This is a genomic window from Phycicoccus sp. Soil803 (assembly GCF_001429685.1).
GTDB lineage: Bacteria > Actinomycetota > Actinomycetes > Actinomycetales > Dermatophilaceae > Pedococcus.
Window position 1 is genome coordinate 2,446,062 of the sequence record NZ_LMST01000001.1, and the last position, 13,779, is coordinate 2,459,840.

Consider the following 13,779-nt stretch of genomic DNA (forward strand, 5'->3'; position numbering starts at 1 on the left):
GGGGTGACGACATGGTCAAGTTCCTGGTCGGGCGGCTGGCCCAGGCGGTGGCGGTCGTCTTCGGGGTCATGGTCCTGACCTTCCTCATCGCCAGGCTGGTGCCGGGCGACCCGGCGATCGCCTACGCGGGACCGAAGGCGACGCCGGCCGAGCTCGCCGCTGCGCGTCGGCAGTTCGGCCTGGACGACCCACCGCCCCAACAGCTCCTGCGCTACCTCGGTGGAGTCCTGCGGGGCGACTGGGGCACGTCCCTCCACACGAAGGCGCCGGTCCTGGACGACCTGGTCCGGGTGGTCCCGACCACCCTGGTCCTCGTCATCGCCGCGATCGTCGTGGCAGTGCTCGTCGGGGTCCCGCTGGGCATCTTCGCGGCGCGGTCCCAGGGTCGGCTCGGCGACGTCGTCGCCAAGGTCGTGGCCATCCTCTCGGTCTCCTTCCCGGTGTTCTGGCTGGCCCTGCTGCTCCAGCTGCTCTTCTTCTCGCGGCTCGGCTGGTTCCCGGTCGCCGGTCAGTACGACCCAGCGCTGGATGCGACCAGCCCGCTGTTCACGGTGGTCAAGGTCCCGCTGGTGGACGCCCTCCTGACCGGCAACTGGCCGGTGCTCCTCAGCGGGCTGCACCACCTCGCGCTGCCGGTGGCCACGCTCGCGGCCTATCCGGTCGGTGCGTGCGCCATGGTGACCCGGGCCGCCATGCTGGACAACCTCGCGGAGGAGCACGTCCGGATGGTGCGGGCGCTGGGCTTCTCCGAGCGGTCGGTGCTCACCCGGTTCGCGCTGCGCCCCTCCCTGAGCCCCATCCTGTCCATCGTCGCGCTCGTGTTCGCCTACTCCCTGACGAACAGCTTCATCGTCGAGTCCGTCTTCAACTGGCCCGGCCTCGGCAGCTACGCCATCGACTCCATCCAGTCGCTGGACGTCCCCGCCATCCTCGGCGTGACCCTCTTCGTCGCTCTCATCTACGTTGCCCTCAACCTCCTGGTCGACCTGTGCCAGGCCTACGTCGACCCCCGGGTGCGGTCATGAGCCGGCCCACCACCGCCTCCCGCCCGGCTCGGGGCCGCCTCACCGCGAGGCTGCACCGCCTCCAGCGGCAGCCCCTGCTGACCATCGGCCTCGTGATGGCGACGATCATGGTTGCCACAGGCCTGCTGGCCCCCTGGTTGGCGCCCTTCCCCGCCGACGCGATCTCGGCGACCCACCCCTCCGCCGCCTTGCTGCCCCCGAGCTCGGAGCACTGGTTCGGCACCGATGGGATCGGTCGAGACATCCTCAGCCGGGTCCTCTACGGAAGTCGCATCTCGCTCGCGATCGCGCTCTTCGTCGTGACGGTCGCCGGCGTGGTCGGCCTGACCGTGGGCCTCGTCGCCGGGTACGTCGGGGGCAAGGCAGACGCGTTGCTCATGCGGGTCACCGATGTCTTCCTGGCGTTCCCGGCCCTTCTCCTGGCTGTCGCGCTGGCCGCCGTGCTGACCCCGAGCGCCTCGCACGCCGCGGTCGCCATCTCCGTGACGTGGTGGCCCTGGTACGCCCGGCTTGCGCGAGCCCAGGCAGCGTCGATCAGGACCCAGGGTTACGCGGATGCAGCCCGCGTCATCGGGGCCGGCTGGGTCCGCCAGCTGGCCCGGCACGTGCTGCCCAACGCCGCGACGTCGGTGTTCGTGCAGATGTCGCTCGACGCGGCAGGCATCATCCTCACGGCCGCCACCCTGTCCTACCTCGGGCTCGGAGCCCAGGACCCGAGCCCGGAGTGGGGGCTGATGGTGAGCCAGGGCCAGGGGATGGCCACCACCGCATGGTGGGTCGTGACCTTTCCCGGTCTGGCCATCCTCCTGCTGGCAGCAGCCTTCAACTTCATCGGCGACGGCCTCCAGACCGTGCTGGACCCGAAACGAGGACACCGATGATCCGGATCAGGGACCTGCGGGTCGAGTACGGCGACCGCACCGTCGCCCACGTCCCCGAGCTCGACCTGGAGCCCGGCTCGGTGACCGGTGTCGCGGGCGAGAGCGGGTCGGGCAAGTCGCAGACCGCGCTGGCCGTCATGGGCCTGAGCCGGTATGCCGGTGCCACGGTCAGCGGCAGCATCACGCTGGACGGCGAGGAGCTGCTCGGGAAGTCGGAACGGCAGTGGCGGCAGATCCGCGGTCGCAGGGTCGCCATGATCATGCAGAGCCCCCGGGCCGCACTCAACCCCACGATGCGGCTGGGCACGGTGTTCGCCCGGACGCTGCGCCTGCACGGCGTGCCGCGCCGCGAGGTGGCGGCACGCATGAGCGCCGCGCTGGAGGAGGTGGTGCTCAGCCCCGCGATCCTGGGCCGGTACCCCCACCAGGTGTCCGGTGGGCAGGCGCAGCGCTTCGCCATCGCCATCGTGTCGGCCCTTCGCGCGGAGGTCGTCATCGCGGACGAGCCGACCAGCGCCCTGGACGTCACCGTCCAGGCGGAGGTCATCGAGGTGCTGCGTCGGCTCAGGGACGTGCACGGAACTGCCCTGATGTTCATCTCGCACGACCTGGCCGTGATCGGCGAGCTCGCCGACGCCGTGATCGTGATGCGGCGGGGACAGGTCGTGGAGAGCGGCCCCACGGCCCAGGTGCTGCACGATCCGCAGGCTGCCTACACCGCCGAGCTGTTGGCGGCAGTCCCAGTCATCGGTGGACGGAGGACGACATGAGCGCGCTGCTGTCCGTGGAGGGGCTCCGGATCGCGTACGGGCAGACCCCCGTGGTCCACGGCGTCGACCTCGACGTGCCGGTCGGTCCCTACGGCGTCGGGCTGATCGGCGAGTCCGGGTCGGGGAAGACCACGATCGCCCGCACCCTCGTCCGGCTCCACCGGGCCAGCGCAGGCTCGGTGACGTTCGACGGCCGCGACGTCCTCGCCCTCCGAGGACGTGACCTCGCCAGGTATCGCCGTGAGGTGCAGATCGTCTTCCAGGACGGTGACGGCGCCCTCGACCCGCGGATGCCGGTGCTCGCGCAGGTCGTGGAGCCGCTGGCCGTGCACCGCAGCGTCCCACGCAGCGGGCGACAGGAGCGAGCAGCCTCCCTGCTTGCCGAGGTGGGTCTTCCCGAGGAGGTCATGACGCACTACCCGCACCAGCTCTCCGGAGGGCAGCGCCAGCGGGTGCTCATCGCTCGCGCCCTGGCCCTCGAGCCACGGCTCCTCATCCTGGACGAGCCGACCAGCGCCCTCGACGTGACCGTTCAGGACCGGGTGCTCGCCCTGGTCGAGCGGCTGCGTGAGCAGCGGGGGCTGGCCTACCTGCTTATCTCGCACAACCTCGCGGTGGTGGACCGGCTGTGCGAGACCAGCGTGGTGCTCTACGGCGGGGTCGTCATGGAGCGCGGTCCCACGGCCAGGGTGCTCACGAGTCCGCGACACCCGTACACCCGCGCCCTGCGGGCCGCGGTCCCCGAGCTGGGCGTCCAGCGCATCCCCCTGACCCGCGTCAGCTCCGGGGCCCCCGAGCGAGCCCGCGCGGCGTCGGCCTGCGCTTACGTCGACCGGTGCCCCCTGGCGGTGGCCCGGTGCCGGACCGAGGCGCCGGTGTTGCGCCCCTACGACGGTCGCGAGGTCGCCTGCCACCGGGCCGAGGAGGCCGACAACCTTGCCGTCGAGGGCCTTGCCACCGGCTAGCTGCCCTCGCGGACGGCGCGCGTGCGCGGCGGTCGCACCACGGTGAGGTCGCTGCGTCGAGGGTTCGGCAAGGCCGCGGGAGCGCCCGGAACCTGCTGCGCCGGAACGGGATCGGGGTCGACCGGCCAGTCCGCAGCTCCCTCGGCGTCGAACAACGCCAGTGCGCTCGAGTCGCCCGGCGTGAACCGCGGGCCGTAGCGCACTCCCCCGAACCCCGCCTCGTCGAAGGCGCGCGCCCAGGCCTGCGGCACGGCATACGGCACGGTCGACTCGAGCTCGCGGGTCACCCCGAACACTGCCGCACCGCGGTCCTGGGTGTTGGCGACGTCGCGCGCCGCGGACAGCCGCAAGCGCGAGACCACCGACTCCTCGAGCAGGCTCTCGGGGACCGCCTGCGAGCCGCCGAGGACCGGGCCCAGCCTCTCGCGCAACGCACTCAACGGGTCGAGCGCGACGTAGCAGGTGCCCCGCGGCGTCCGGAGGTCGAACCGACCGGTCCCGTCGTTCCCGAACCACCACGGGCCCAGGCCGCGCCCGTGGGCGCGGAACAGGTCGGTGCCCTCGCCGACGGAGTATGCCGGGAAGCCGGCCACGGAGGCGGGCGGCGGACCGAGGGCGGTCCGCTCTCGGCCCGTCACGCGGCCCACTGGCTGGCGTCCGCGGCGGCGGCTGCCGTCACGCGCGCCACCGAGGTCGGGGACGAACGGTGCACCACGAGGTAGTCGACGGCACTGTGGCCGTCGAACACCGCGGACGGCGTCGTGAGCCAGGCACCGATGGACCAGCCGTCGGCCCCCTTGCGGACAAAGGCACCCACCGCCTCCTGCACACCCGGGCGGACCGCACCGTTGCGGCCGAACTGGAGCGACGGGTAGAGCAGGTGCCCGTCGGCGGTGCGACAGGCCAGCACGGTGCCTCGGCGCACCCGGTCGAAGAGCGCCTGACGGGAGATGCCCAACCAGGCGACCAGGCCGGCCGTGTCGTAGAACGGGCCGAGCGGCTGGTCGAGGGGGTGCACCGTCGGCAGGGCGGCGACCATGCGGTCGGCGATCGCCTCGACGTCACCGAGGTCGAGCCGGCGCCCCTGGGCCGCCAGCTCGGCGGCACGCTGCTCCACCCGGGTGCGCACCGCCTCGGTGAGCGCGTCGACCGCCGTGGTGGTGCGGATCCGTGCCGTCATCAGTCCTCCTGCCGGTCCGCCTCGCGCCCCGCTGCTCTCGGCCACGACGACCTCAGGGCGTCAAGGGCGTCAAGGTGTACCGACAGGGTAGCGCGCCGCGCCGACACGACCGGCGGCCGGTGTCAGGGCAGTGGCCAGGTGTGCACCGGTTCGTTGCTGTGCATGTGCTGGGCGTAGAGCCTGAGCATCTCGGCCAGCGCCTTCTGACGGTCCAGACCCCCGGCCTCGAGCCGGTCGACCGTATCGGTCTGCCAGGTCGCGCCGTTCGTGGTGGTCTTGCAGCGGCCCTCGATGACGGACAGGTAGCGGTCTCGCACGGCCTCCGAGACGCCCCAGTCGGCCAGGCCTTCGTGAGCCATCGGCAGCAGGTGGCGGAGGACGAGCTCCTCGGCGCGCACCTCCCCGAACCCCGGCCAGTAGAGCCGCGACTCGATGCCGTCGCGGGCGGCGTTGTGGAAGTTCTGCTCCGCAGCGGCAAAGCTCATCTTCGTCCACAGCGGACGATCGTCGGACGCGAGCTTGCGGATCACGCCGTAGTAGAAGGCCGCGTTGGCGAGCACGTCGACGAGCGTCGGGCCGGCCGGCAGGACGCGGTTCTCGACGCGCAGGTGGGGCGTGCCGCCGACGATGTCGTAGATCGGCCGGTTCCAGCGGTAGACGGTGCCGTTGTGCAGCCGCAGCTCGGGCAGCGAGGGAGCCTCACCGGCGTCGAGCATGGCCACCGGGTCCTCGTCGCTGACCTCGGCCAGCAGGGCCGGGAAGTAGCGGACGTTCTCCTCGAACAGGTCGAAGATCGAGGTGATCCAGCGCTCCCCGAAGAACACGCGGGGACGGACGCCCTGGTTCTTCAGCTCGATGCTGCGGGTGTCGGTGGCCTGGCTGAACAGCTCGATCCGCGTCTCGGCATGCAGCCGCTTGCCGAAGAAGTAGGGCGAGTTGGCCGCCAGGGCGATCTGCGGCGCGACCAGCGCCTGCGCGGCGTTCCAGTGTGCGGCGAAGTCCTGCGGCGCGACCTGGAGGTGCAGCTGCACGCTGGTGCAGGCGGACTCGGGGGCGATCGAGTCGCAGTAGGTCGCGATGCGCTCCCCCGTCGGCCCCTCGATGTCGAGGTAGATGTCCTCGCCACGCGCGTAGAAGATCGAGTCGTTGAGCGCGGTGTAGCGGTTGTTCGCGCTGATCCAGTCACCCTCGAAGTGCTCGGGCATGATCGTCGGCAGGATCCCGACCGCGACGATGTGGGCGCCCCGCTTCTCGGCGGCCGCGCTGGCGGCGTTGAGCGAGGCGCGCATCTCGTCCTCGAGCTCGATCGCCGAGTCGCCCGGGAGCGGGCGGGGCGGGACGTTGAGCTCGATGTTGTACTGGGCGAGCTCGGTCTGGTAGCCGGGGTCGGCAATCGCCTCGAGAACCTCGGCGTTGGCGAACTTGGGCTGGTAGGCGTCGTCGACGAGGTTGAGCTCGATCTCCATGCCGGTCATCGGCCGGTCGAACTCGAACTGGCTCTGGGCCAGCATCCGCTCGAAGACGTCGAGGTTCTGCCGGACCTTCTCGCGGTACCGCTGGCGTTGCTCGCGCGTATAGCTCTGCGCGTTGACCTCTTCGCCCACGGAACCTCCTCCGGTTGAGCCTGGTCGTGACACCGGTGTGGCGCCTTGCCTCAGGATGGGTCGATGTGTGACGACCTAACCATGCGCAGGGCGCGCCTGCCAACGGCTGTCGGTCCGCTCTCCTAGCCTGCAGGCGTGCGGTTCCTCCACACCTCCGACTGGCACCTGGGGCGTTCCTTCCACCAGGTGGGGCTGCTCGGCGCCCAGGCGGCGTTCGTCGACCACCTCGTGGAGACGGTCAGGGCGGAGGGGGTGGACGCCGTCCTCGTCTCGGGTGATGTCTACGATCGCGCCCTGCCCTCCCCCGACACGGTCGAGCTGCTCTCCATCGCCGTCACGCGCCTGATCGACGCCGGCGCTGCGGTGGTCCTGTCGAGCGGCAACCACGACTCGGCGATCCGCCTCGGGTTCGCCAGCGAGCTGCTGTCCCGCGCCGGGCTGCACATCCGCACCTCGACCGAGTCCATCGGCGTGCCCGTCGTCGTCGACGGTGTCGCCGTCTACCCCCTGCCCTACCTGGAGCCGGCGGTCGCGGCCGACCCCCTCGAGGCCTCCGAGCGTTCGCACGCCGGGGTGCTGCGCGCCGCGATGGCCAGGGTCGACGCAGACCGCGCCGCCCGGGGCGGGCCCTCCGTCGTCATGGCGCACGCCTTCGTCACCGGCGGGGCGACCAGCGACTCCGAACGGGACATCTCCGTGGGTGGCGTCTCCGCGGTGCACCCGAAGGTCTTCGCCGGCGCCGACTACGTGGCGCTCGGCCACCTGCACGGGCGCCAACGGGTCGGGGAGGCGGTGCGCTACAGCGGCTCACCGGTGCCGCTGTCCTTCAGCGAGGCCGGTCACACCAAGGGGTCCTGGCTCGTCGACGTCACCGGGTCGAGGGTGAGCGTCGAGGCCGTGGACGCACCCGTCGAGCGCCCGCTGGCCGTCCTGCGCGGCGACATCGACCTGCTGCTCACCGACCCTGCGCTGACCCCCGCCGAACGCGCCTGGTGCCAGGTGACCCTGACCGACCCGGTCCGTCCGCTGGGGGCGATGGAGCAGCTCAGACGGCGCTTCCCCCACACCCTGGTGCTGCAGTTCGACCCGCAGGGCGCCCCGGTGCCCGTGCGCAGCTACACCCAGCGCACCGCCGCGGAGTCCGACCTCGACGTGTGCTGCTCGTTCCTCGGCCACGTCCGGGGCGGCCACGGACCGTCCGAGGAGGAGCGCGCCGTGCTCGCCGCCGGCGTGGAGGCCGTGCGGGTGCAGCGTGCCGGTGCCGATGACGAGGGCCAGCTCCCGCTGACCCTGCCCGCCCGGCAACGGGGCGTCGCGTGAGGCTCCACCGGCTCCAGGTGACCGCCTTCGGTCCGTTCGCGGCCACCGTCGAGGTCGACCTCGACGCTGCCTCGGCCGGGGGGCTCTTCCTGATCCGCGGCGCGACCGGCGCGGGCAAGACCAGCCTGCTCGACGCCGTGGCGTTCGCCCTGTATGCCGACGTCCCCGGCGCTCGCTCGAAGAAGCAGCTGCACAGCGACCACGCAGAGCGAGGGACCGTCCCGTCGGTGACCCTCGAGTTCACCGCCAGCGGCCGCCGGCTGAAGATCGAGCGTTCGCCGGAGTTCCTGCGTCCCAGGGCCCGGGGCAAGGGCGAGACCAAGGTGCAGGCCAGGGCGGTGCTCTGGGAGCGACGTGGCACCGAGTGGGCGGCCCTGAGCACCCGTCACGATGAGATCGCCGAGGTCGTCAAGGACGTGCTCGGCATGGGTCTCGAGCAGTTCAGCAAGGTCGTGCTCCTCCCCCAGGGCGACTTCGCCGCCTTCCTGCGAGCCACCCCCGAGGAGCGCCGGTCGCTGCTTGAACGGCTGTTCGACGTGTCGTCGTTCGCGGGTCTCGAGGACTGGTTTGCCATGCAGCGCAAGGAAACTGCCGCCCTCGTGGCTGACGAGCGCGCCTCCCTCAACGCCGAGCTGGCGGTCCTCGCCGACGTGCTGGCCGATGCCCCCGACCTCGGCGACGGGTCGCGCGACTGGTCCGACCTGCCGCTCGACGAGCTCCCGGCGGCCCTCGATGCGGCCCGGCGGGCGCTCGACGAGGGATCCACCGCTCGGCTGGCCGCGGTCGACGCGACGCGCTTGGCTGACGAAGCCGCCTCGACGGCCCATGCCCTGGCCCAGGAGACCGTGGCCCGGCGGTCGCGCGGGCTCGCCGCACGGGCAGCCGTGACTGCCCTCGAGGCCGGGGCCGAGCGGCGCGACGCCGCCGCGGCCCGGATCGAGCTGGCCGAGCGCGCGGCCTCGGTCGCAGGTGACCTCAAGGCCCTCGACCGGGTGACCACAGCCCTGCAGACGGCACGGGGCCGGATGGACTCGACCCGGCCCGACGTGGCCCGGTGGGCCCTCGACGGACGCGGCTCGACCGCCGTCGAAGCGGTCATCGAGCGGCTGGACGCCGGCGCCGAGGCGTTGGCGACCGCGCAGCGCACCCAGTCAGCGGTGCACGAGCGGGAGCAGGTGGCCAAGCGGCTCGAGGGCGAGCTGGCCACCGCGACCCGCAGCGTCGCACAGTCCACCGAGCGTCTGGCCGCGGTGCGGACGGAGCTGGTCGAGGCGACGACCGCCTTGACCGCCGCAGAGCAGGGCGCGGCGCAGCTGGAGTCCTCGAGGACCCGACTGGAGCGCGCCGGTACGCTGCTCGGTGCCCGCCGCAGCCTCGACCAGGCACTCGACCGCGAGACGGCCTGCCACGCCGCGCTGGCCGCGCAACGCACCACGACCCAGGACCTGCGCGACCTCTACCAGGACCGCCGCCAGGCTCGACTCGACGCCATGGCCGGCGAGCTGGCCAGCCGGCTCGAGGACGACCAGCCGTGCCCGGTCTGCGGAGCCCAGGACCACCCCCACCTCGCCTCCTCGGCCGACCTGGTCACGGCGGAGCAGGTCTCCGAGGCGGAGGCCGCGTGGCAGCGGGCCGCGGAGGAGCTGGCCGCGATCGAACGCTCCGCAGCAGCCCTCGCAGCCACCCTGGTCCAGCTCCGCGAGCAGCTCGGCGGCGAGTCGGGCGACCGGGCCGCCCTCGAAGCGGCCGTCGCGCTGGCCCGCCAGCGCCTCGACGAGGCCACCGCGGGCGCGCGCGGCGTGGACCGGGCGCGCCGTCGGGTGACCACCCTGACTGCGTCCGTCGAGGCACTGACGACCACGCTCGCGGAGGACCGCCAGACCTGCGCGACCCTCGCCTTGCGGGTCGACGACGTCGGTCGCCAGCTGGAGATGGACCGCGCCGCCCTGACCGAGGCGCTCGGCGAGCACGCTGAGCACTGTCCGTGCGCCGAGACCGGCATCCGCGACGCGCCGGACAGCTCGGGCGCGGTGCAGCTCCGAGATCCCGACCGGTTGTCCGCCACCAGCGCCCGCCACGCCCAGGCTGTCATGGCCGCCGCGGCCCACGCCGCCGCGGTCGGTGAGCTCGAGCGCGCCGAGCGTGACGCGACCACGGTGGTCGCCGCGACCGACGACTCCTTCCGCACCGCAGGCTTTGCGGGCCCCGCGGAGGCCAGGGCCGGACAGCTACCGGTCGCCGAGGTGGCCCGGCTCCGTGCGGCCGTCGCGGCTCACGACGAAGCGGCCGTGGTGGCCCGCACCACGCTGGCCGAGCCCGAGGTCCAGAAGGCGCTCGAGTCCGCCGACGTGGACCTCGCGGCCCTGGCCGCCGCCCGCGAGGCCGCCCACGTCGCCCACACGGCTGCCGTGGCCGCTGACACCCTGGTGCGCCGCACGATCAGCGGCCTCGACCGCGTCCGCGGCAGCATCAGTGCCCGGTGCGGGCGCATCACCGAAGCAGAGGCGCACCACCGGGTCATCCGCGAGCTCGCCGACACGGTCGCCGGCACGAGCCCGAGCAACGAGCTGCGGATGCGCCTGTCCGCGTTCGTGCTGGCCGCGCGGCTCGAGAAGGTCGCGACGTTGGCCAACGAGCGGCTCTCCCACATGGGTGAGGGTCGCTACCAGCTCCGCCACACCGACGGGCTGGCCGCCCGCGGCGCCCGCAGCGGTCTGGGCCTCGAGGTCCTCGACCTGTGGACCGGTCAGGCGAGGGCGACGACGTCCTTGTCCGGCGGCGAGTCGTTCATGGCCTCGCTCGCCCTCGCGCTGGGGCTCGCCGACGCCGTCCGCGAGGAGGCCGGTGGCTTCGACCTGCAGACCCTGTTCGTCGACGAGGGTTTCGGCACCCTCGACGACGAGAGCCTCGAGCAGGTCATGGCCGTGCTCGACGACCTCCGCGAGGGCGGACGGGCCGTCGGGGTGGTCAGCCACGTCGCCGAGCTGCGCACCCGGATCCCGAGCCAGGTCGTGGTCCGCAAGACCGAGCGCGGCTCGTCGGTGCAGGTGACCAGCACCTTCGAGACAGGCACCGGCGAGTCCGCCCCCGCGGCCTGACCTCAGCTCTCGAACGCCTCCGGCGGCGGGCAGCTGCAGACGAGGTTGCGGTCGCCGTAGGCGCCGTCGATACGACCCACCGGCGGCCAGTACTTGTCCGCGGCCTCGACACCGACAGGGAAGGCCGCGGCCGAGCGCTCGTAGGGGTACTCCCACTTGCCGGCCAGGGCCTTGGCGGTGTGGGGCGCGTTGCGCAGCATGCTGTCGGCGACCGCGACCTCACCGGCCTCGACCTCGGCGATCTCGTGCCGGATGGCGATCATGGCATCGCAGAACCGGTCGATCTCGTAGCGGTCCTCGCTCTCGGTCGGTTCGACCATCAGCGTCCCCGCCACCGGGAAGGACATGGTGGGGGCGTGGAAGCCGTAGTCGATGAGCCGCTTGGCCACGTCGTCGACGGTCACGCCACTGCGCCGGGTGAGGTCGCGCAGGTCGAGGATGCACTCGTGCGCGACCACGCCGTCGTGGCCGGAGTAGAGCACCGGGTAGTGCTCGCGCAGCCGGGTGGCGATGTAGTTGGCGTTGAGGACCGCCACCTGGGTGGCCCGGGTCAGGCCGGCGCCGCCCATCAGCCGCACGTAGGCCCACGAGATCGGCAGGATGCTGGCCGAGCCGTAGGGGGCGGCGGAGATGGGTCCGACACCGCCCTCGGGACCGGCCTCCGCGGCGAGCGGGTGGTTGGGCAGGTGCGGGGCCAGGTGCGACCGCACTGCGACCGGGCCGACCCCGGGGCCACCGCCGCCGTGCGGGATGCAGAAGGTCTTGTGCAGGTTCAGGTGCGAGACGTCCGCCCCGAACTTGCCCGGACGCGCCAACCCGACGAGGGCGTTGAGGTTGGCCCCGTCGACGTAGACCTGCCCACCGGCGTCGTGCACGAGGGCGCACAGCTCGGTGATGGTGTCCTCGAAGACGCCGTGCGTGGACGGGTAGGTGACCATGATCGCGGCGAGGTCGTCGCGGTGCTGCTCGATCTTGGCCCGGAGGTCGTCCATGTCGACGTCGCCACCGGCGGCGGTCTTGACGACGATTACCTTCATGCCCGCCATCACCGCGGACGCGGCGTTGGTGCCGTGGGCACTGGCCGGGATCAGGCAGATGTTGCGCTGCGACTGGCCGTTCGCCTCGTGGTAGGCGTGGATGGCGAGCAGGCCCGCGAACTCACCCTGCGAACCCGCGTTCGGCTGGAGGGACACGGCGTCGTAGCCGGTGATCTCGCAGAGCCAGTCGGACAGCTCGCCGATGAGTCCGCGGATGCCCTCGGTCTGGTGGGCCGGTGCGAACGGGTGCAGCTCGGCGAACTCGGGCCAGGTCACCGCGACCATCTCGGTGGTCGCGTTGAGCTTCATGGTGCACGACCCCAGCGGGATCATGCCGCGGTCCAGCGCGAAGTCGCGGTCGGAGAGCCGGCGCAGGTAGCGCAGCATCGACGTCTCGCTGTGGTGGCTGCTGAACACCGGGTGGGTGAGGTAGTCGCTGGTGCGGACCAGCTCCGACGGCCACTGGAGGTCACCGATCGTGACCTCGCTCGGGCCGGTCGCCCCGAACGCGCTCCAGACGGCTTCGAGGTCGCGCAGGTCGGTGGTCTCGTCGACGCTGATCGAGACGCGGTCGGCGTCCACGCGCCAGACGTTGACCCCGCGCTGCGCCGCCTGGCTGAGGACCTCGTCGGCCCGTCCCGGCACCGACACCGTCACCGTGTCGAAGTACACCGACGTCTGCACATCGGCTCCCGCGGCGGTGAGGCCGTCGGCGAGGGTGACGGCGTGGCCGTGGACCCGCCGCGCGATCGCGGCGAGGCCGCTCGGGCCGTGGTAGACGGCATACATCGAGGCCATCACGGCGAGGAGCACCTGGGCGGTGCAGATGTTCGACGTCGCCTTCTCGCGGCGGATGTGCTGCTCTCGCGTCTGGAGGGCGAGGCGGTAGGCCGGTGCTCCCTCGGTGTCGACGCTGACGCCGACGAGGCGACCGGGCAGGGAACGCTCCAGGCCCTGGCGCACGCTCATGTAGCCCGCGTGCGGCCCACCGAAGCCCATCGGCACGCCGAAGCGTTGGGTGGTGCCGACCGCGACGTCCGCTCCCCACTCCCCCGGCGCCGTGGCCAGGGTCAGGGCCAGCAGGTCGGCCGCCGCGGTGACGAGGGCGCCCGCGTCGTGCGCAGCAGCGGCCAGCGCGCGCCAGTCGCGCAGCTCGCCGTCGGCCCCCGGGTACTGCACGAGCACGCCGAACACCGGGCGGTCGCCGGCCGCGGCGCGCAGGGCGTCGGCGGAGTCGACTCCGTCGAGGTCGGCCACCACGACCGGCAGGCCGAGCGGCTTGGCCCGCGTCTGCATCACGGCCAGGGTCTGGGGGAAGACGTGCCGGTCGACCAGCAGGACGGCCTCGGCCGCGGCCTTGCTGGAGCGGCGCATCAGGGTCATCGCCTCGGCGGCTGCGGTCCCCTCGTCGAGGAGCGAGGCCCCCGAGGTGGTCAGGCCGGTCAGGTCGCTGACCACGGTCTGGAAGTTGAGCAGCGCCTCGAGCCGGCCCTGCGAGATCTCCGGCTGGTAGGGCGTGTAGGCGGTGTACCAGGCGGGGTTCTCGAGCACGTTGCGCTGGATGACCGCGGGCGTGATGGTGCCGTAGTAGCCCAGCCCGATCATCGAGGTCATCACGTGGTTGCGCCGGGCGATGCCGCGCAGCTCCTCGACGACGGCCGCCTCGGAGTCCGCGGGGTCGACCCGCAGCGGACCGTCGGTGCGGATGGCGCCCGGGAGGGCGTGGTCGACCAGGGCCTCGAGCGACGAGTGCCTGACTGCGGCGAGCATCGCGTCGACGTCGGACTCGGACGGACCGATGTGGCGCCCGGCGAACTCGGGCAGGTCGGTGGTGAACTGGGCGGACATGAGGCTCCTGAACGTCGGATTGCTCGGATCGCCTCCCCTTCTGTCACGCCG

10 protein-coding genes are annotated in these 13,779 nt (G+C 72.5%); 6 read left to right on the top strand and 4 right to left on the bottom strand.

Features of this window, described 5'->3' with window-relative positions; all coding sequences use genetic code 11:
- Positions 1-11: 11 nt before the first annotated feature.
- From ASG95_RS11175 to ASG95_RS11190, 4 genes are read left to right on the top strand one after another with little or no spacing between them, the layout of a single operon-like run.
- Complete coding sequence (locus ASG95_RS11175) at positions 12-1,025, top strand: ABC transporter permease (RefSeq protein ID WP_057377499.1); 1,014 nt, start codon at positions 12-14, stop codon at positions 1,023-1,025.
- The gene (locus tag ASG95_RS11180; RefSeq protein ID WP_057377500.1) at positions 1,022-1,906 is read left to right on the top strand and encodes an ABC transporter permease; all 885 of its coding nucleotides are present in this window, start codon (positions 1,022-1,024) and stop codon (positions 1,904-1,906) included. Before ASG95_RS11175 ends, ASG95_RS11180 begins: the two co-directional genes overlap by 4 nt.
- On the top strand, positions 1,903-2,676 hold the full coding sequence (locus tag ASG95_RS11185) for an ABC transporter ATP-binding protein (RefSeq protein ID WP_057377501.1): 774 nt from the start codon (positions 1,903-1,905) through the stop codon (positions 2,674-2,676). Before ASG95_RS11180 ends, ASG95_RS11185 begins: the two co-directional genes overlap by 4 nt.
- Positions 2,673-3,641, top strand: a complete 969-nt coding sequence (locus tag ASG95_RS11190; protein WP_057377502.1) for an ABC transporter ATP-binding protein — start codon at positions 2,673-2,675, stop codon at positions 3,639-3,641. Before ASG95_RS11185 ends, ASG95_RS11190 begins: the two co-directional genes overlap by 4 nt.
- On the opposite strand, the gene ASG95_RS11195 is transcribed toward ASG95_RS11190, so the two are convergent.
- The 3 genes from ASG95_RS11195 to ASG95_RS11205 form a co-directional block, all read right to left on the bottom strand.
- Positions 3,638-4,279 (bottom strand): RES family NAD+ phosphorylase, encoded by a 642-nt coding sequence (locus ASG95_RS11195; RefSeq protein WP_162259396.1) that lies wholly within the window; start codon positions 4,277-4,279, stop codon positions 3,638-3,640. The genes ASG95_RS11190 and ASG95_RS11195 overlap by 4 nt on opposite strands.
- Positions 4,276-4,821 (bottom strand): hypothetical protein, encoded by a 546-nt coding sequence (locus tag ASG95_RS21620; RefSeq protein ID WP_056920964.1) that lies wholly within the window; start codon positions 4,819-4,821, stop codon positions 4,276-4,278. Before ASG95_RS21620 ends, ASG95_RS11195 begins: the two co-directional genes overlap by 4 nt.
- 122 nt (positions 4,822-4,943) lie before the next feature.
- Positions 4,944-6,425, bottom strand: a complete 1,482-nt coding sequence (locus tag ASG95_RS11205) for a glutamate-cysteine ligase family protein (protein ID WP_056920963.1) — start codon at positions 6,423-6,425, stop codon at positions 4,944-4,946.
- 135 nt (positions 6,426-6,560) lie between these two features.
- On the opposite strand from ASG95_RS11205, the gene ASG95_RS11210 reads away from it, so the two are divergent.
- Positions 6,561-7,745 (top strand): exonuclease SbcCD subunit D, encoded by a 1,185-nt coding sequence (locus ASG95_RS11210; protein WP_057377504.1) that lies wholly within the window; start codon positions 6,561-6,563, stop codon positions 7,743-7,745.
- Complete coding sequence (locus tag ASG95_RS11215; protein ID WP_057377505.1) at positions 7,742-10,843, top strand: AAA family ATPase; 3,102 nt, start codon at positions 7,742-7,744, stop codon at positions 10,841-10,843. Before ASG95_RS11210 ends, ASG95_RS11215 begins: the two co-directional genes overlap by 4 nt.
- 2 nt (positions 10,844-10,845) lie before the next feature.
- Here ASG95_RS11215 and gcvP read toward each other — a convergent pair whose 3' ends face one another.
- Entirely contained in the window at positions 10,846-13,728 is a 2,883-nt protein-coding gene (gene gcvP / locus ASG95_RS11220) for an aminomethyl-transferring glycine dehydrogenase (RefSeq protein ID WP_057377506.1), read from the bottom strand.
- Positions 13,729-13,779 lie beyond the last annotated feature (51 nt).